Annotated in this window: 19 protein-coding genes and 1 tRNA gene; 3 read left to right on the top strand and 17 right to left on the bottom strand. The window is 59.9% G+C overall.

Annotated elements, in window-relative coordinates:
* Positions 1 to 79: 79 nt before the first annotated feature.
* From V8352_RS11225 to V8352_RS11205, 5 genes are all read right to left on the bottom strand, one after another.
* Positions 80 to 451, bottom strand: a complete 372-nt coding sequence (locus tag V8352_RS11225) for a class I SAM-dependent methyltransferase (RefSeq protein ID WP_336424385.1) — start codon at positions 449 to 451, stop codon at positions 80 to 82.
* A 6-nt stretch (positions 452 to 457) separates the two neighbouring features.
* Complete coding sequence (locus V8352_RS11220; protein ID WP_336424384.1) at positions 458 to 1561, bottom strand: ABC transporter ATP-binding protein; 1104 nt, start codon at positions 1559 to 1561, stop codon at positions 458 to 460.
* A 2-nt stretch (positions 1562 to 1563) separates the two neighbouring features.
* The gene (locus V8352_RS11215) at positions 1564 to 2400 is read right to left on the bottom strand and encodes an ABC transporter permease (RefSeq protein WP_336424383.1); all 837 of its coding nucleotides are present in this window, start codon (positions 2398 to 2400) and stop codon (positions 1564 to 1566) included.
* Positions 2397 to 3260, bottom strand: coding sequence for an ABC transporter permease (locus V8352_RS11210; protein WP_336424382.1), 864 nt, complete (start codon positions 3258 to 3260; stop codon positions 2397 to 2399). The genes V8352_RS11215 and V8352_RS11210 overlap by 4 nt, the downstream gene beginning before the upstream one ends.
* A 73-nt stretch (positions 3261 to 3333) precedes the next feature.
* Positions 3334 to 4533 (bottom strand): aromatic ring-hydroxylating oxygenase subunit alpha, encoded by a 1200-nt coding sequence (locus V8352_RS11205; protein ID WP_336424381.1) that lies wholly within the window; start codon positions 4531 to 4533, stop codon positions 3334 to 3336.
* A 391-nt stretch (positions 4534 to 4924) separates the two neighbouring features.
* Here V8352_RS11205 and V8352_RS11200 point away from each other — a divergent pair.
* Positions 4925 to 4999 (top strand) — tRNA-Asn (locus V8352_RS11200).
* Between the two features lie 437 nt (positions 5000 to 5436).
* Here V8352_RS11200 and V8352_RS11195 read toward each other — a convergent pair.
* From V8352_RS11195 to V8352_RS11140, 12 genes are all read right to left on the bottom strand, one after another.
* Positions 5437 to 5727 carry a hypothetical protein gene (locus tag V8352_RS11195; protein WP_336424380.1) on the bottom strand — a complete coding sequence of 97 codons (291 nt, stop codon included), beginning with the start codon at positions 5725 to 5727 and terminating at the stop codon, positions 5437 to 5439.
* The gene (locus V8352_RS11190; RefSeq protein WP_336424379.1) at positions 5724 to 6722 is read right to left on the bottom strand and encodes a major capsid protein; all 999 of its coding nucleotides are present in this window, start codon (positions 6720 to 6722) and stop codon (positions 5724 to 5726) included. The genes V8352_RS11195 and V8352_RS11190 overlap by 4 nt, the downstream gene beginning before the upstream one ends.
* 128 nt (positions 6723 to 6850) lie before the next feature.
* The gene (locus V8352_RS11185; protein WP_336424378.1) at positions 6851 to 7369 is read right to left on the bottom strand and encodes a hypothetical protein; all 519 of its coding nucleotides are present in this window, start codon (positions 7367 to 7369) and stop codon (positions 6851 to 6853) included.
* 9 nt (positions 7370 to 7378) lie between these two features.
* Positions 7379 to 8770: a hypothetical protein gene (locus V8352_RS11180; RefSeq protein ID WP_336424377.1), complete on the bottom strand. Its 1392-nt coding sequence runs from the start codon at positions 8768 to 8770 to the stop codon at positions 7379 to 7381.
* Positions 8763 to 9131, bottom strand: coding sequence for a hypothetical protein (locus V8352_RS11175; protein WP_336424376.1), 369 nt, complete (start codon positions 9129 to 9131; stop codon positions 8763 to 8765). The genes V8352_RS11180 and V8352_RS11175 overlap by 8 nt, the downstream gene beginning before the upstream one ends.
* Positions 9132 to 9449: 318 nt before the next feature.
* On the bottom strand, positions 9450 to 11870 hold the full coding sequence (locus tag V8352_RS11170; protein ID WP_336424375.1) for a DUF3987 domain-containing protein: 2421 nt from the start codon (positions 11868 to 11870) through the stop codon (positions 9450 to 9452).
* Entirely contained in the window at positions 11867 to 12049 is a 183-nt protein-coding gene (locus V8352_RS11165; protein ID WP_336424374.1) for a hypothetical protein, read from the bottom strand. The genes V8352_RS11170 and V8352_RS11165 overlap by 4 nt, the downstream gene beginning before the upstream one ends.
* Before the next feature lie 489 nt (positions 12050 to 12538).
* A complete protein-coding gene (locus V8352_RS11160) occupies positions 12539 to 12736 on the bottom strand; it encodes a hypothetical protein (RefSeq protein WP_336424373.1) in 198 nt (65 codons plus the stop codon).
* Between the two features lie 20 nt (positions 12737 to 12756).
* A complete protein-coding gene (locus V8352_RS11155; RefSeq protein ID WP_336424372.1) occupies positions 12757 to 13167 on the bottom strand; it encodes a hypothetical protein in 411 nt (136 codons plus the stop codon).
* Complete coding sequence (locus V8352_RS11150; protein ID WP_336424371.1) at positions 13164 to 13400, bottom strand: helix-turn-helix transcriptional regulator; 237 nt, start codon at positions 13398 to 13400, stop codon at positions 13164 to 13166. The genes V8352_RS11155 and V8352_RS11150 overlap by 4 nt, the downstream gene beginning before the upstream one ends.
* Before the next feature lie 69 nt (positions 13401 to 13469).
* On the bottom strand, positions 13470 to 14156 hold the full coding sequence (locus tag V8352_RS11145) for a hypothetical protein (protein ID WP_336424370.1): 687 nt from the start codon (positions 14154 to 14156) through the stop codon (positions 13470 to 13472).
* Positions 14153 to 15406, bottom strand: coding sequence for a tyrosine-type recombinase/integrase (locus V8352_RS11140; protein WP_336424369.1), 1254 nt, complete (start codon positions 15404 to 15406; stop codon positions 14153 to 14155). Before V8352_RS11140 ends, V8352_RS11145 begins: the two co-directional genes overlap by 4 nt.
* A 642-nt stretch (positions 15407 to 16048) precedes the next feature.
* Between V8352_RS11140 and V8352_RS11135 the strand changes: the two genes are divergently transcribed.
* Together V8352_RS11135 and V8352_RS11130 are read left to right on the top strand one after the other, a co-directional pair.
* Entirely contained in the window at positions 16049 to 16468 is a 420-nt protein-coding gene (locus V8352_RS11135; RefSeq protein ID WP_336424368.1) for a hypothetical protein, read from the top strand.
* Positions 16469 to 16710: 242 nt separating this feature from the next.
* Positions 16711 to 17589: a YihY/virulence factor BrkB family protein gene (locus V8352_RS11130; RefSeq protein ID WP_336424367.1), complete on the top strand. Its 879-nt coding sequence runs from the start codon at positions 16711 to 16713 to the stop codon at positions 17587 to 17589.
* Positions 17590 to 17678 lie beyond the last annotated feature (89 nt).

Here is a 17678-nt window from a genome sequence, read left to right as displayed (position 1 = left end):
CGATGGCTGAGGTCTCCGCGTCGGACGCGCCTACCGAAGGCACGAAATATGGGAGCGGCTCAAGCACCGGTGCGCCCGACTACCCACACGGAACGAGAAGGGACCAAAAGACCACGTCAAAGGCCTCATCCTCATGCGGGAAGGGACCGGGCGTGACCATCTGGATTGTCACCTCTGCCGTGGCATCTGCAGCCTCGATGCGCGCGCGGGCAGCGGCGACCACATCCTCCTCGACATCAATGCCGGTGACATGGGCCGCGCCATGAGATTGTGCGAGCGATAGCGTGATTGCCCCTGATCCGCAGCCGATATCCAGCACCCGCGCGCCGTTCAGGTCCAGCCCCTCCAGCACGCGCGCAACCTCTTCGGGGCCACCGGGCGACAGATACCCTTCGCCCCATAGCATTTCCAGAAAGGACATATGTCCCTTGTCGTATAGCGGCTCGGTCATGGCGGATCACTCCAGTAGAACAATGGACTCGGCGCCCCAGCCGACGGTCACGGTGCTGCCGTCGCGGGCAATGGCGCGCCCGGCAGTGTTGCGCATCGAAATGGTCACGGGCGTGACCGTACCGGGCAGGGCGACACTGTAATAGGTCATGTCGCCGTAGTAATCGGTGCTGGTGACGGTGCCCTCGACCTCACGCTCGAACGTGCCGGTGTCGTTGCTGGTGATTGTAAACATCTCGGGGCGCACACCGACGGCTGTAATTTTCGCCGCTTCAAGTCCGAGCGGCGCCTGATCCTCGCTGATCTCGATCTTGCCAAGCGCGGGAATGTCCAACTGGTAGGGCGCGCCCTTGCCGCCGGTCGCGGTCGCCTCGAGAAAGTTCATCACACCGATGAAGGATGCGACCTTGCGCGTGGCGGGGCGGCGGTAAAGCTCTTCGGGCGTGGCCAGCTGCGCGATGGTGCCGTCAAAGATGACGGCGATCCGGTCGGACATGATCAGCGCCTCCTCCTGGTCGTGGGTGACGAGGATGAAGGTGATGCCCAGCGTCTTTTGCAGGCTACGCAGCTCGTGCTGCATCTGGTCGCGCAGCTTCTTGTCCAGCGCCGACAAAGGCTCGTCCAGCAAGATCACCTTGGGGCGCATCACCAGTGCGCGCGCCAGCGCCACGCGCTGGCGCTGGCCGCCCGACAGCTCGTGTGCCTTGCGCTGGCCGTATCCAGCCAGATCGACCATTTCGAGTGCCGCATCCACTTCGCGCGCCATCTGGGCCTTGCCCAGCTTCTTGCGCGTCAGGCCATAACCCACGTTCTCGGCCACGTTCAGATGCGGAAAGATCGCGTAGCTCTGGAACACCATGTTGGTCGGCCGCTGGTTGGCGGGAATGTTCTTCATCGACTTGCCGCCGATCAGGATGGTGCCGCCGGTCACCTGCTCGAACCCTGCGATGAGACGTAGAAGGGTCGTCTTGCCGCAGCCCGAAGGGCCCAGAAGCGAAAAGAACTCGCCCTCACGGATCGTGGCATCGACGCCGCTCAGCGCGGTGACGGCGCCAAAGCTCTTGGTCACGCCCTTGATTTCGATGATCGGTGCGGGATCGCCTTTTGTCATGGTCAGACCATTCCTTGTGTTGATTCGGCGTCCATTCCTTGCCGGCGAACTGCCCGACGCCGAAACAATTCGGCGATGAACAGCAGCGAGACGGAGGCAACCAGAAGGATGGTTCCCAAGGCCATGATCGACGGCAGTTTCGACGGAAAGCGCAGTTGGCTCCAGATGTAGACCGGAAGGGTGACATCGGTGCCGGTGAGAAAGAACGCGATGATGAACTCGTCCAGCGAGATCGTGAAGGTGATGAGCAGGCTCGAGATGATCCCTGGCATGATCAAGGGCAGCGTTACGCGCCGGAATGTGCCCCAGCGCGTCTCGCCCAGATCAAAGGACGCTTCCTCCAGGCTGGCCTCCATCCCGGCAAAGGCCGAGCTGAGGATCGCAATCGAGAAGGGCGTGCAGATCAGCACATGCCCTACGATGACCGTCCAGAGCGACAAAGACATGCCCAGTTGCATCAGCATGACCAAGAGGGCAACCGCGACGATGATCTCGGGCAGCACCAAGGGGAGCATGATGAAGCCCATGATGCCCTTCTTCCCCGGAAAACTGTGGTTGGCCGCCGCACGCGCCGCACAGGCCCCCAAAAGCGTGCTGATGAACGCCGTGCTGATCGCGACGAAGGCGCTGTTGCGCACAGCGCTGTGCAGCGCGTCGGTGGTCCACAGAAGGTCGAACCACTTGGTCGTATATCCACTGAGCGGGAAGGCGATGACGGTGGCATCATTGAACGCAAACAGTGGCAGAAGGATGACCGGCGCATACAGGAAGATCATGTAGGCGACAGCATAGGCCGCCAGCCACCGGGCCGAGACATATCGCGAGAGGCTGCGCATCATTTGACCTTTCCACCGAATTTTCGGCCCGCAAAGTAGATGCCAACGCTGATCGCGCCGACCACGACCATCGACGACACCGCCAGTGCGGCGCCAAGGGGCGCATTGTTGGCCTTGCCGAACTGGACCTGAATCATGTTGGCCACCATCAATCCATCGGTGCCGCCAACCAGCTTGGGGGTGATGTAATCACCCACGGTCGGGATAAGCACGATGAGGGTCGAGGCGACAACGCCCGGCATCGCCAGTGGCAGGGTGATCCGAAAGAACCGCCGAACTGGCCCGTCGCCCAGATCTTCTGCGGCCTCAAGGAGCGATCGGTCGATCTTTTCCAGCGCCACGAAGATCGGCAGGATGGCAAAGGGGGCCCATGCATGCGCCAGCGTCAGGACCACCGCATTGGCGTTGTAGAGGATGAATGTCAGCGGCTCGTCGATGATGCCGAGGTTCATCAGCGCCGAGTTGAAGACGCCGTTGTAGCCCAGAATGACCTTCCACAGGAACACTCGCAACAGATAGCTGGTCCAGAACGGCACGGTGATCAGGAATAGCCACAGCGCCTTGCGCGACTTGACGTGAAACGAAAGGTAGTAGGCGATGGGAAAGGCCAGCACCACCGTCGCCACCGTCACGATGATCGAGATCCGCAACGATCGCCACATCAGCACCTGAAAGATGGGCTGGGTCCAGGCTTCGCGATAGTTGTCAAAGGTTAGCGTCCTGTCCAGTTCCAGATAGTTCTGGGTCCAGAAGCTGAACGCGAGCACCATTGCCAATGGGGCTGCCAGCATGATGAGGGCATAGAGCAGGGTGGGGCTGATCAGGGTCAGCCCCTGACGACTGTTAGGGCTTAGGCTGGGCACGATGCCTCCATCTCCCGTAGAGCAAATTCAGCGATACATGGTCCGCGATCAAAAGCAATCGCGCTTGTGCGGATCAAGATGCGCCGGCGCTCAGCCGTTCGGCATTGATCTGCTCCAGCTTGCCCTTTGGCGGCTCGTCGCCCTCGAGGACGGGAAAGATCTTGCGCAGCGTGTCGTGATAGCTGCGCACGCCATATTCGAGGTCAGACAGGATGATGCCGTCGAAACCGCTGGAAAATGCGGCCTCCCAAGTCCATTCGATCAGCTGCTCGTCTTCCTTACTGGTGATCCGGTCGATGCGCATGCTGAGATAGCGCGCGGCACGCAGCCTGCGGTCCTCGTCCTTGCGGCGATAGACGCTGCCGCGCTGCACGGTGCGACCGTTCTCGACCGGGAATTCATGGTAGAAGATCACCGAGTCCGGGTAGAGACCAAAGACGAGGTTCGGGAACATCCCGATATAAAGCCATGCTGCCTTGTGATCGTCATCCAGCCCCTCGGGCGCCTCAAGGATATTGCGGTATTGCTCCACGCTCCAGAGGCGGTGCTTGCCCTCTCGGAACTGCCCCAGAGAGCGCGATGTGCCGTTGGTGAAGGGCTCGTCGTGGTAGTTGGTGCCAAAGAGGTCATGCAGGCCCGGATGCGCCATCGCCACGTGGTAACCCTCGTTGTCGACATCGCGCACACATTTCCAGTTGGCCTCGATCTCACTTGCCCAGAAGCCTTCTTCAGCGGGCCTCAGGTCTTCCAGATCATATTGTGCCAACTCGTCGTCGAAGCGTGACATGATGTCGGCCACGCTGGGCTGCGGGCCTGGCTTGAACCGGACAAAGATGAAGCCCTGCCAGATCTCCATCTCAATGGGTTTCAGGCCCATCTCGACCGGGTCGAGATCGGGCAGGGACTGCGGCTGTGCCGCGCCGCGCAGCGTGCCGTCCAGATTGTAGGCCCAGCCGTGGAAAGGGCAGATGATGGCCGATTTGCAATTGCCGGACTGCTCGGCGACGACGCGGCTGCCACGGTGGCGGCACAGGTTGTGAAAGGCCCGCACTTCCATGTCGCGTCCGCGAATGACCAGCGCGCGTTCGCCGACGAGGTCCGAGGCCATGAAGTCACCGGGCTCGGGCACGTCACTGACATGGCAGACCACCTGCCAGTGGCGGCGGAACAGTTGCTCTTTCTCGGCCTCCAGCATCTCGGGGCTGAAAAAACTCCATGCGGGCAGGCCTTTACGGTCCCATTCAGTCGGAATTCGATTGCTTTGGCTGTCCATGGCGATACCGGCCTCCCTGTATGCTTCAGCGGCCAGTATAGATATTTTGAATGAGCGCTCAAACAAAAAATTTTATCGTGACAAGCGCCCCCGTAAAAAGTGGTTCGTGCGGCGGTCTTGCCCGCGATCCGGCTAAGGACCGCAGGGTAGGTCAGCCGGCAGACGACGCATAAGGTGCGTCTTCCCTTGGCGGCGCGCGAATTGTCATCAGCGCGCCAGCCTGATCCCCGGAGGAAGGCTGCCATCAGGGGGAAGGTGCGGCTTTCAGGCCAAAATCGGCGTTCGTCGTCGTCGTCCAAGATCGCGTTTCCCGCAATTTTACCCGATGGTGACTTTTTCCAAATAACCCTCTGGACGCCACCAGACCGCATTGCTATACGGCACCTCGTGTTCCGGCGTAGCTCAGCGGTAGAGCAGTTGACTGTTAATCAATTGGTCGTAGGTTCGATCCCTACCGCCGGAGCCAAAAATCCCCAAGAAAGCAATAAGTTAGCTTCAACCGCTCTGAGCGGGCTTGGTGGATTTTGGTGCTGGGGTAACGTCTGGGGTAACGGATTGCGCCGAGGTAGGGCGCTTGGGAATCGTGTTGCGAATTTGCGTCCGTCTCGCCAAAACTAACCCTTCATAAGGATGAAGAAAGGAAGACAATGAGCCCGAACCACCAGGATCAATTCGCCAGAGTGCGGCTTAGGGTCAGATACATGCGCATGGGCGGTCAAGATGATGTTTTCATCCGTGCCGGGCTGATTGCAGAGGGGTGGCCAGCCGCTGTCGTAATGGAATCCTTGCAGCACGAACCCACTACCACAACTGGCGACTTGGACACCTGAGCGTCAACTGCGGTGGAGCGGGATACAAAACCGTGTATTGATCTTCCGCAGCCCGCTCGCTCCCGGCTCTTTATCAGTATTCATGCATACCAAGGCGCTCCTTGGCGGCTTCGATCTCCTGCAACACCACGTCGACAAGGTCATCGCGCCACGCGCGCGCCACCTTCACATCGGGCGATGGTGTCCAGATCAGCAGCCTGCCATTTGGCGCGCGCACCAGTGAACAGCCTACAATCCGCAACGGGCGCACCAGCAGGGTAAAACGCGCCAGCAGGTCGAAACCCGCTGGCGTTGTCTGTGGTGGCACCGGCAACGACACGTCAACGATCTTGCAGTCGATCTTGTTACCGTTGCCAGTCATCATGCAGCCTCGGCAACGCGTGCGATCAGGAACGCCAAACCAACGGCCTTGCGCTCTACAATGCGATTCCAGTTCGCAGCAGCGCCAAGTTCCGTGATCGTCGGGCTGTCACCCGCAACCGACCCTTCGGACCATTGGAAGCCCGCCGGATGGATCGAAAGATTGACGCGGCTGTGCAGGATTTGCTGACCGCCGCCGTTGCCCGCGCTTGGCAGGTTTTCAATCTCGGTGCCCTCAGCAATGCGCGGCTCGGTCAAACCCCAGCCGATTGCGCCCGGTGCGAATAGGATCGACGTGTAGTCGCCAGCCGCCACCGGCAACAGATCATCGACCACAACCGCCATACCTCGGAACGACTGGAAATTGCGCCCTTCGCTGTCGCGGATGGTTTCGATCATGTCATCTTTCAGCGCCTTGCGATAAACATCGCTGTGCATCGCAATCCCTGTCACGCCGGACATTTGGTCGCCAAGCGTCCCCGCTGCGTCGATCACCGCCGATGCCGAAAACAGCGCCGCCGCGCCGGTTTCTGCGGAAATATCCACTACCATGTCGCCCGCATCGTTTGCCACGTTGTCGGCAAGAACACCGTTCAGGCTTGAGATCAGCCGCCGCTGTGTCTGGCGTGTCCAGTAGGCTTCGGCCCTGCCTTGAATTCGCGGCAATGCATTGTCGCCGGTCAATTCGCTGGCAAGGTTCATTGCAGACCAAGACTGGTGCAAGAACGATTTGCGCACGATCTGCTTTTCAGCCGATAGCTTTTTCGGCGTCGAGTTCACCGCCGGATCGTCGGACACAACGTCCGCTTCATCGTCGGCTAGATCATTCCAGAACGGGACGTTGAAGCTGTCCGCGCCCGCCTGCAATTGATCTTCGATCACACCGTTGCGCGCGACCACGCCAGCTTGCACAAGCGCGCTGGCCTCCATTGTGTTTTGAATGACGTAGCTGGTGAATTCGTCAGGGACCACCACGTCAGAAATACGTGTAACAGCCATAGCTGCACCTCATCTTTGCAATTTCAGGAAAAGACGGTGCAGCCCACAAGACCGCGTCCGGTGCCGCATTGCGGCTGGTTCACATCGCGCGCACGCATCCCAGACCCGCCGCGCGATGTAATAACATACTACCGCAAGCCGAATTCTGGTGCAACCTTTTGCGACTTTGGCGCATCGCCGGTCATCACACCATTCTGCCCGGCAGAGGGTGGCTTGCCCGTTCCGCCCTTGGCCCGCGTCAACAGAACGTCATCAAAGCCGCCGTGCGCTTCCAAAGCGGCCCGCACATCGTCAGAATTGAACCCGGCCTCGCGTTCCTTGCCAGCCTCGCCAACCTTCACCCGTGCGCCATCCTTGGCAGTGAATTGCACTTGCCCGTCATCGCCCAGATTGAACGAAAAGTGTTCCTGAACGTCCGGCAACACGTATTTCAGTTTCACCGCGAACATATCGCCCAGGACTGCCGCCACCGGCTCGTCAAGCCGCACCCGCTGCACCTCGCCTTCGGCATTGTCGGCACGCCCGTTGGCTGCGTCCCGTTCGCCCTCCAATTCGGCAACCCGGCCTTTCAAGTTCTTCACCTCGCGCAGCAGCTCGTCGCGCTTTGCCAGCAAGCCTTGCACATCGTCTTTTTCAGTCTCAGCCATAGTGTTCTCCTAAAATGGCAGTGGCGTCTGTTTCATGGTCATGCGCGGCGACTGTGCCACTGTCACAAGCCCCGCAACCGAGTTTGCCAAGTCATCATGTCCGCCCGGTGGATGGTCGATCAGGTCGCGCCCGCTGCGCCCCGTGCGACGCTCCAAACTACCAAGCTGACGGCCTAGCTTTTGATCTGGGGGAAGTTCGATCCGGCCCGAATTCATCGCGGCCAGCAATTCGAGATAAAGCGCGTTGCGATCCATCTCGCTCACCTCGTAGCGGATGCCCCAGCGCAAGAATTCGTCGCGCGGCCATCTGCCTGCGTATCGGTCGCCCGTTACCCGGCGCAGATCGTAGTTGCGCAACACGGTCGCATACTCTTGCACAATCTTGGCAGGCGATCCCCGCAACCCGCGCACCAGATCGACCACAACCGTGTCGCGGTCCATGTGACCGATTGCGAGTGTGAATTCATCCTGACCGCCGCCCGCTGGATCGCAGAAGGCAAAGTAACGGGTTTTCGATGCTGCCGGGATTTCGACGGGCTTCGGTCGCATGGCTTGTTCGATCAGGTCAGGGTTCAACAGCGATGCAATGTCAGTTCGAAACTGCGCCAGATATTCAGCAGACGCGCGCGGCGCATCCTCTGCCATCGCATCGTCAATTACCCGCTGGGGCAGTGTCGGGTTCATAAACCGGCTTGCCGCCTGCGCCACCAGCACGCGGTCACTGTCGCTTGCAAAATGGCGTCGGTAGGTGTCCCACAAGATGCCGCGCCGGGCATAGGGCGATGAAATGGCGATCAGCCGCCCGTCAAGCGTTGCCATCGACGGGCGCAAAGCCGCGATGATTTCTGTATCAGGTGACGCCCCGTCCGAATGCCAGAACGCAATCTCATCACAGATCACTGCCGCAACCGTGTATCCGCGCACCGAACGGTGCGACGCTGTGGCAACCTCGATTGCAGATCGGTTTTTGAGTTCGAGACCGGCTGTCGTCTCGCGGGCGACCATCGCCTTCAGCATCGGGTTCTGGAATATACCGCGCACGTAACGCAAGAGCGTGCGGGCCTGCGCCCTGTCCGCTGCGATCAGAAACACCGTCGCAAATTCTCCCGGTGCCAGCTTGTCCCGATGGTCGTGAAAAGCTGCCTCGAACGCCGCCACCAGTGCCGCCACGTGGCTCTTGCCGCCCCTGCGCCCAATGGCAACCCAAAGCTCCCTAAATCCGCTGTGTGGCGCTGTCTGGCGCTGTGTGACGGCCTCCACCAGTTCGGCCGCATCGTCCAAGGGCAAACCATAGAAGCGGCCTAGCAGCGCGCGCCACGCCGCAAAGCTGTCATCTCCAAACGTGCTGCCGAACAACTTCGGATCGGTCATCGCATCAAGAATTGAAAAGCGTTCAGCCATTGGCGCGCCCGTTGATGTAGGATTGCAGATCAGGCGTCACGTCCCGCGCAAGACGATCAAGCCCCAGATCGGCCAGCAGGCGGCGCAGTGCGTTCGAGATGGTCGCGTATTCCGCCGCGTCGAAGTCTGCCCCGCTGGCAAGTTCTGTCTCGCGCTCCTCGCACCAGCACGCCAGCGTTGCAGCCCGTGCCAATAGTTGCCGCTGCGCCTCGGTCAGATCGCCGCCAAGGTCGGTTTCAATCCCGGTTGTGATTTCACGAAAGCGGCGCGCCATCATCGAACGGCCATCAACGCCAGCCAAGACAACCGCACCAGTTCCCCGGCGCGTTCTAAACTCTGGCGGTGGTGGTGCTTTTGCCATGCTAAGTGAAGCCTTTGTTACCCCTGTGTTACCCTGATTACATCAAGGTTCGATTGTCATACGTCAAGTATTTGTTTTTGCGTGTTTATGTTCGTTAGGCAAAGTGATTGTATATCAAATGGTCGGAGTGTCGAAGCAGGAAAAAACCAGCTATTTGGGCTGAATTTTTCATTAAGTGCCAAAACCGTAATCCAAAGCTGTTGACGTAGATTTGTCGCCAAAGTCGCTTGCGCGCGCGAAATGAAAACTTGTCGCTATAGAAAAAGAGGCGGATTCCAGACTTTGTTACATGCGCGCAAGCGACAAAGTCGACAAAAGTCATGCAGCCCCCCGGCTCAGGACTTGGATTGTCTCGCGGGCTTTGTTGCGACGTTCTGTTTCGCGGGCGGCGCGGTCGGTGAATTTCCCATGCACCGCCGGGTTCACCTGCCAGTGTGGTGGCGATGAAGGGCGCGGCGGGTCGATACGATCCAGCCATCCAAGGGCGGCGAGTTGTTCCAGTAGCGGGCGGATTTCCTGTTCGCGCAGATTGCGCATCGTTCGGATGCTGCGCTGCACGTCGCGGTTGGTGATCCGCTCAACCCTATGGGCCAAGATATAACCCGCGATTGCGGTCAGCCGGTCGTGATCGTCGGACAAGCCCAGAACGCCGCTGTAGAAGGCAATCGAGTGCGCCAGCAGGAAGCGGTGCAGAAAGTCCGCAACGCGCTGTGCGGTCGCCTCCGTGACTGTATCGGGCATTTCCTGCCCGGCATGGTCGATGCAATGCCAGACCACGCAAAGCCGGGCAAACATGCCGTCATATTTTCCGATATGCGATGCCAGCTTGCGATTGATCGTTTCCAGCGATTGCAGGTCAAGGTGGCGGGCTTCCAGATCGCGGCGGATGGTCTGCGCGCCATCGTCGAAAAACAGCACGCCTTGTTCCATCCAACCCGGCGGGGTCAGGTTGCGAAGATCCTCTATAAGCGTGCGATACGCGGTGTTGACCGGCGGCATGGGTTCATCGCGGCCCATCGTGGCGGTGCGCAGGGTGATCGGGAAAAGTCGCTGTAGCAAACCATCGTCAACGCTGTCGCCTGCGATCTTGCGCAGGGGTTCGGGCTGTATGCCCCCCAACATGGAAATACTCAGGTTGTCGATGATCGCAGCGCCGCGTCCCACCCGATTAAGTGCAAATTGCCCCCCGTTGAAGCTGCGCAGCCAAAACGCGCGGTCAGCTTGTGCGCCCTTGCCTCCGTTGTATTTGTCCATTGCCCCGAAAAAGCCGCTCAGTTCGTCTTGCAACAGCAGCACGCCCCACGGGCTGCCCTCCAAGACTTGCTGCGCGGCCTCGACGGTCGCATCCTCGATCCGCAGGCGGGTTTGTTTCGGGCGTTGCTGGCCCTTCTTCTCGTCGGCGCTCAGGGCGTCATAGTCTGCCGCGCGTTGCTGCCATGCGCGCATCATTTCAACGTCAAGGCGACAAAGCGGGCTGGTCGCTGCGGATATGATCGGGCTTTTCTTGGCGGATGGTGGCCCCATCAGTGCCACCCAAAGCCGGGCGCTTTCGGTCCAGTCATCGTGCCGCTTGACCTTGATCTGCACCGCGTCCGGTATCGCGGCGGCGCATGTCGCAAGCGCGGCCATTGCCAGCCCGGCGGGGTCTGCGCCCATCTGCGCACCATTGGCGCGGGCAAAGTCCTCGATGATCGGCGGCAACAGCCCTTGCGGCAATTCCGGCGGATCGAAGCTGCCCCAAAGGTCCACCGGGTCGCCAGTCGGTGCAGGCTCGGCGTATTTCTGAAACGCGCTGTCGATAGAGTTCTGCACGTTGCGGTCATAAACCGGGCAGTTGTCTTTTATGAAACCCTCGACAAACCGCTTGCTGCATCCTTGCGCGGCCATGCTGGCGGCAATGTCGCGCACCGCGCCGTGTTTTTCGCCGTCCGTTTTCATGCCGCGCAGCAGACTTGCATAATCGTCAGTGCTCTTGCCCGGCTGCAACGTGTCGATCCGCGCACCCTGTGCGCCGTTGTGCGGCTCACTGGCGGGCGCTACGCGGGCGGTTGGGGGCAACGCCCCGGCGGCGTCTTGAAGGCTCTCCAGCGCTTCCCCCAGGTCGATTTCTGCGCTCTCGTTCAAGGTGACGATCTGCGCAAGACGCGGCACGCCCTTGCGGTGCAGACTGCCCGGCCACCGGATCGGATGGACCGGCGGCACGTTGGTTGTATCGCCCCCGACAAGCGCCGTTGCCAGTTCGCGGGCGCGGCGCAGTTTGGCGTGATCCTCGGGCGATTGTGTCGGCTCGTTCAATCTCCAGTGCAGGTGCAGCTTGTCCAGCACTTCGCCCGTCTCGGGGTCCGTCCACTCGCCCCCCGATGCCACGACAACCGTTGCGGCCCCTAGCAGGCTTTCCAGCTTGGCACGGGCTGCGCCGGGCGTGCTGTCACACTCGACCGAAAGCGCCACGCCCTCGGCCATGTTCTCGGCCTTGGCGTTGTCGCCTGTCTTGAACGTCGCCACGGGCGGGCAGAACACGATTGACTGCGCGGCATTGGCGCAGCGTGCGGCCAGCATCGCGGCCCGTTCTGTGACCGGCTGCAAACCGCTGCCGTTGATCTGGACGGCCTCAATCGCGAAAGGCGGCTTGCCCTTCTCTCGATCATCAAACGCGCGCAGCGATATGAAACCGCCTTCGCTGGCATAGCGAAACAACGCATCGGTGAAGGCGTGGATTTGTTCGGGGTCTGTGGTCATCGCTGCCCCTCCATCACCGGGAAGCCAGCCACGTTGCAGGCGCGGCCCAGATCGGCCAGCAGGCGCACCTCGACTGCATCGCGGGCTTCCTCGGGTGGCAAGCCGCGCACCTGCGCCCAGCGCGAAACCCATGTGCCGCGCCCGTCAACGTCCAGCCCGAAAGCGGCCCACCACGTCACGCCGGGTGGCGTCGGGCGATAGCCGGGCAGGCTGGCCGCCTCGGCNGCGCACCTGCGCCCAGCGCGAAACCCATGTGCCGCGCCCGTCAACGTCCAGCCCGAAAGCGGCCCACCACGTCACGCCGGGTGGCGTCGGGCGATAGCCGGGCAGGCTGGCCGCCTCGGCCTCTGTGATACGCTGCACAACCGGCTTGCAGCCGTTGCGGATCAGGTCGGCGTATCCGCGTGCCAGCACCTTGCGGGCGGTCGGGTTGACCACAACACCAGCGCGGCCATCCGCCTCAAGGGTGTTTGCCGCCAGCACCGCTGCGATCTTGTCCGCGTCCCTCCGCATTTTGCGGATCGTCGCTCTGTTCTGGTTTTTCATTGCTCGTGCCTTGTAGTTGCCCACAACGGCACGGTCGGTTATACTGTAACAATCGCGCTTGCCTGCTCGATCAATTCCAGCCCCGCCCGCGTGCCGCCGTGGGTGGGGTTTTACGTTTGCAGTTAGATTATCTCGGCCCCGCCGTTGCGGCGGCGTATCTCGGCGCGTAGGGCTTTGGCCTGTTGCTCTTGCAGGGCGGCCATATCCTCCATCGCATCCGCGATTGCGGGCAGGGCTTCGGGGCAGGCTTCAAGGCGGCGCAGCAAAAGTTCAAGCTGCGCGCCGGGATTGTCGCCTGCGCGTTCAAGGGTGCGGCGCACAATTTGCTTTTCCCAATCCATTATGCAGCCCCCCCAGATTTGACGGGTTGCAGCGCCGCGCGCAGGCGTTCGTTTGCCTCGCGTGTGTTGCTCATGCTGGCGCGCTGCGCATCCACCGCTGCCCGCATGATCCGGTGCAGGTGCGTTGCGTCCGTGTCGTCAAAGTCGGGATTGCCCAACGCGGTGCTGGCAATCTCCAAAACGGATTCGACAAAGCCCGCCGCGTCGTCCACGTCGATCATGGTATCGCTACGGATCAGGCACGCATTGGCACCTGCCGCCGCTTCCATCGGATCGCTTGGCAACTTGGCTTTGGCCTCGTTCTCGCGCATCAGCGCCGCGTCGATAGAAAGCAACCCGAATTCATGGCGCGAAAGCGATTTCAGCTTTTCGACGGCCTCGGGGGGAAGGTCAGACAGGTTGAGGTTCATGCCGCCACCTCGCGCGCTTCGAGCCACGCGATTACATCAGCCTCGCGCCAGTAACGGCGGCGTCCGATATAGGTCGGTTTCGGAAAGTTCAGTTCGGCATTGTCCAGCCAGCGCCACAAGGTCATGTCGCTGATGTCGCCACACATTTGGCGCACGGTTCCGGCTTGTATTCGGCGGTGCGAATTTTGCGGGCTGGTAGCGCGCGCAATCGCGGTTTCGGTTTGAATGTTCATGGTGCCAAGTTCCCTCTTGCTAGAACGTGGCACCAGATAGTCACCGCTGTGACCGGCGCGGTATGTGATCTAATTTGGGAAATTAAATCTCAGTCGGTCAGCCGCCTCAAAAGTGTCTTTCGCTGCCTTGACTGCATTCCCGGGTTCACTTGGTGAAAGCCTCAGCATATCGGCAATCTCAACCCACTTTGCACCATCTTCTCTTGCATCAAGCGCCCGCAAGTAATCGCCCCATTTTGAAAAGTGCTTTCTTGATTGAAGCAATTTTCCGTGGCGATTTTTTTGGTATGCTTTCGCCTCCTTTTCCAAGGTCTCAATCTGTGCGGCCAAGGGCCGGTCTAGGTCGATTTTTGTCACAAGGTTTGGGGACTCCATAGGCCCAGTATCAAAGCCAGCGGACGCATATACTATGTCAATATCGTTTGGGCGGTCAAAGACCTCTATTGCCCATCTTGGTTGTTCGGAAATTGACGGGTTCGGTAATCCGATCATTTTGTATTCGTCTGAAACATAGGCTTGCGCTGTGAAGCCTGCATCTTTGGGCTTCAACATGGTTTCTGGATCAACACCAAGTCTTGGGTTTTCGGAATACCAACGATGGTAAAGCTCGTATGTCGATTGCGCTCGATCCCAAAAATCGCGCCGCAGATCGTCACGACGACGATAAAACTCCCACCGCCAGCGAAGCCAATCCCAAGTGTCGATTAAATCATAGGCGTCAGCAGACCGCCAATCTGGTAAGCCCCAATCTGTCACTGACCTACCCCCGCAATTCGCACCACGTTGTCGTGTGTCCCGTCCACCAGATCGGCCACCAGCCGCGCCCAAGCGTCCAGTGCGTTGCGCTTTTCGTCGGCATAGTCGTGGCGCTGATACACGCTGACGATACCGGCGGCGGTGCCGCTGACGTGGTTTAGAACGGCTTCGGTTACACGCACTGGAATGCCCAACCGTGCCATCCCGGTTGCGGCGGTGCGGCGCAGATCGTGAAACGTCCAGTGGGGTATCTCGACCGGCTCGCCCGCTTCATTGCTGGCAATCTCGACCATGCGTTCGGCAATGTGATTCCGGCCCTTGTGGAAGCCGCTCAGCGGCGTCTTGCCCGTTGTGGTGTAGATCAACCCGGCGTCGCCTTTGACGCGCTCCACGCCCTCCAGAACGTCGCTCACAGCATCGGAAAGCGGCACCGAATGCGCGCGCCCGTTTTTCGTCCGGTCCGCTGTCATGTTCCAAATGCCGCCGCTGATTTCCGCATCGGTCATGCCCGCGACCTCGCCAAGTCTCTGCCCGGTCAAAAGCAAGGTCTTGCCCAGCGGCCCCCAAGGAAAGCCCAGATCGTCACAGGCGCGCCAAAACAATCTGATTTCGTCGTCGGTGAATACGCGCTCGCGGCTCTTTTCCTTGGCAACCGGCTTCACCCCCTGCGCCGGTGACATTGGAATGATGTCTCGATCAACGGCCCAGTTGAAGAATGTCCCCAGATAGGACCGCACGCGGTTGGCAGTCACCACACGCCCGCTATCGGCTATCCCGTCCAGCAGGTCGATGACGTCGCGCTTGGTGATGTCGTGAATATCTCTTTCGCCCCATTGGCTGACTACGTGACGCTCAAGTTCGCGCGCCACCACTGCCCCAGATTTCAGGCTGACAAGGTGGCGCTTGGCATAGTCGCCCATCAGCGTCTTGATAAGGTCGCGCTCCGATAGCTGCGCCTCGACGCGTTGGGCCTTGGCTTTCTTTTTGGACGCCCCCGGATCGTTGCCATGTTCCACAGCCTCGATTGCTTCGGACGCGGCGGCGCGGGCACTGGCAACGCCCATGATGGGCCAGCGGCCCAAAGTCAGCTTGCGGGGCTTGCCAGCGTAGCGGTAGCGCAAGGCCCAGCTTTTCGCGCCGCTGGGCTGGACGACTAGGTAAAGCCCAGACAATGCAGGGTCGGGAATTTCCCGTCGATCTAGGTGAGGCTTGAACGCCTCGACGGTCTTAGTCGTGAATGCCTTCGACATTATTACACCTCAGTCAAATGGTGTTACCCCGGCTTTTTTCAGTCCCGACAACGGCTTGTCTTGAAGGCTCCGATTTGGCGGTCCGATTTGTTACCCCAGCGGCTCGGGGTAACACAGGGGTAACAGATTCCGGTGATTTGCACCGTTACCCCAAGTTAGTAACGTTACCCATCATTGCAAGGAAATAGTTGGTTTATATGGCGTTTTTCCGCCCCGATAGTTTTACAAAGTTAGGCCCTGTTTGACTCTAAAATTAGACTGTTAATCAATTGGTCGTAGGTTCGATCCCTACCGCCGGAGCCAATATATTCTAAGTATCTGAATTTATTGGTGAAATTGCGAATGTGATCGCGGTTTCAACCACATGGCACGATTCCTGTCCCCGCGCATGGCACAAATGCTGGCACAGGAAACGAAGACATGCGGTCACAGGTCTCGGCACAACCCCATCTCGAATATAGAGCCTCTGGCTTCCACTGGCGCCGACGCTGGCCGCAGAATGCTCTGAAATTCTGAACGTCGACCAAAAAAGTTTCACTCCTTTTCCCGTTACGATCCCACGTCCTTCCCGACGCAAAGGTGCTCGCCCAAAAGCTTACGCTGCTGAGCGGTATCGCCTTCGCCGGAATGACGGAGTGGACAATGGCGATCGCGCCCGACAAAATCGAAAGGCTTCTCGTTGAGCTCTGCCGCTTTCTTGTCGAAGCGGCCGACGCCGCGCGTGAGATCGCGACATTGCGCACTCCGGAGATCGCGACCTACGAACTCAACTGCGCAAACGCTGCCCTCGAGACGCTTCGCCAGGCCATCGTCAATCGCGACCGGACGCTGGCCCGCGATCCGCTCCTTGCTGTGGCGACGCGACTCGGCGTCACGCTCGACGAGGCCGATCCGGACTGGCAAAAACTGGCATTTCGGGCGCTTCGCGTCATGCTTGAAGCTGAGCAGGAAAATTTGCGACGCGATCAGGGCCATTTCGATGATCCTTCCGTCTATTTCAAGCCAGTTCGACCGCTCATTGATTGCGTCCCTGATTTCTCAATGACCAACGCTCACAGATAGGCCAGCACCGACATCGGACGTCGAAATGGATCCGCCTGCCGCCACTATGACACACGAACCGCCAGGAAGGACCAACCCCAGACAGAGTTCATTGTGGTGCATCCGATGCGACGAGGATATCGTGCTTCAACCCGCGCACTTCCCCTTGGAGCGTCCGGGCATCGCATTATGGGCGAGGTCGGTGCATGAATGCCAAGTCTGCTCAGGATACGCGGCGCGATATTGCCATGACCCACGGGGTCATGAGCGAAAACCCCGATGAACTGTTTCACGGCAAGGGGTGGCGCGCCGCGAGGGCTGTTCTAAGGGAAGCGATCCTGAGGCTCTGGAATGACGACGCGTTCGGACTGGCCGGAAATGTGGCATTTCGTGCGTTGCTGGCGCTATTTCCCTTCCTTATCTTCACCAGTGCGCTGACGGCCTTCGTCGGAGATCGATCCATGGCCAACGATCTGGTCGATTTTCTCATAGCCATCGTGCCGCCACCGTTGATCGAACCGATTGTGTCGGAGGTCGAGCAGGTAATGACCGTGCCCCGCGGAGGTGTGCTCAGCATCGGTATCCTGTTGACGATCTGGTTTGCCGTTGGCGGCGTTGACGGCGTTCGTGTCGGGCTTAACCGCGCCTACGGCATTCGAGAAACTCGATCCACGGTCACGCTCTATGGCGTCCAGATCGCTATGGTCATCCTTGCCGGTCTGGTTCTCGTGCTGGTTGGCTACCTTCTGGTTCTAGCGCCGCGGGCCGGGTCGTGGCTGCACGCGTTCTTTCCAGGCTTTGAACCCGAGTCCGTTACGGTCAGGCTGGTTCGATTTCCAGTGTCGGCAACAATCTTCGTGATTGCCTTGTTTGCCGCGCATGTCTGGCTGCCGGCGCGGCGGACGACGTTTACCAATATCTGGCCCGGCGTCGTCTTTACTGCGACCGCATGGACGCTGCTCGCCACGGCCTTCTCGTTTTACGTGGGCAGCTTCGGCACCTACGCCAGCTACTATGCCGGCATGGCTGGTATCATCGCTGCCCTCTATTTCATGTACCTCGCAGCACTTCTTCTGATTTTCGGGGGCGAGCTGAACAGGGCGCTCAGGATCAGGCGCCTTGCCCGGGTTTTGAGCAATTGAGAACGCCACTGTGTTGCACAGCTCGGCTGTTGTTCCCTTTTCTGCTTTGGTATCTGTTCAATCGTCGGAACTGACTTCGAAAGCAGAGC

The organism is Roseovarius sp. D0-M9 (assembly GCF_037083805.1).
GTDB lineage: Bacteria > Pseudomonadota > Alphaproteobacteria > Rhodobacterales > Rhodobacteraceae > Roseovarius.
The sequence above is the reverse complement of the archived record's forward strand: the minus strand, read 5'-3'. Positions and strand labels throughout refer to the sequence as shown.

Coding starts and splice junctions, on each gene's coding strand:
- V8352_RS11225 (WP_336424385.1), bottom strand. CDS start 451: ATGACCGAGCCGCTATACGACAAGGGACATATGTCCTTTCTGGAAATG.
- V8352_RS11220 (WP_336424384.1), bottom strand. CDS start 1,561: ATGACAAAAGGCGATCCCGCACCGATCATCGAAATCAAGGGCGTGACC.
- V8352_RS11215 (WP_336424383.1), bottom strand. CDS start 2,400: ATGATGCGCAGCCTCTCGCGATATGTCTCGGCCCGGTGGCTGGCGGCC.
- V8352_RS11205 (WP_336424381.1), bottom strand. CDS start 4,533: ATGGACAGCCAAAGCAATCGAATTCCGACTGAATGGGACCGTAAAGGC.
- V8352_RS11195 (WP_336424380.1), bottom strand. CDS start 5,727: ATGATGACTGGCAACGGTAACAAGATCGACTGCAAGATCGTTGACGTG.
- V8352_RS11190 (WP_336424379.1), bottom strand. CDS start 6,722: ATGGCTGTTACACGTATTTCTGACGTGGTGGTCCCTGACGAATTCACC.
- V8352_RS11185 (WP_336424378.1), bottom strand. CDS start 7,369: ATGGCTGAGACTGAAAAAGACGATGTGCAAGGCTTGCTGGCAAAGCGC.
- V8352_RS11180 (WP_336424377.1), bottom strand. CDS start 8,770: ATGGCTGAACGCTTTTCAATTCTTGATGCGATGACCGATCCGAAGTTG.
- V8352_RS11175 (WP_336424376.1), bottom strand. CDS start 9,131: ATGGCAAAAGCACCACCACCGCCAGAGTTTAGAACGCGCCGGGGAACT.
- V8352_RS11170 (WP_336424375.1), bottom strand. CDS start 11,870: ATGACCACAGACCCCGAACAAATCCACGCCTTCACCGATGCGTTGTTT.
- V8352_RS11155 (WP_336424372.1), bottom strand. CDS start 13,167: ATGAACCTCAACCTGTCTGACCTTCCCCCCGAGGCCGTCGAAAAGCTG.
- V8352_RS11150 (WP_336424371.1), bottom strand. CDS start 13,400: ATGAACATTCAAACCGAAACCGCGATTGCGCGCGCTACCAGCCCGCAA.
- V8352_RS11140 (WP_336424369.1), bottom strand. CDS start 15,406: ATGTCGAAGGCATTCACGACTAAGACCGTCGAGGCGTTCAAGCCTCAC.
- V8352_RS11135 (WP_336424368.1), top strand. CDS start 16,049: ATGGCGATCGCGCCCGACAAAATCGAAAGGCTTCTCGTTGAGCTCTGC.
- V8352_RS11130 (WP_336424367.1), top strand. CDS start 16,711: ATGAGCGAAAACCCCGATGAACTGTTTCACGGCAAGGGGTGGCGCGCC.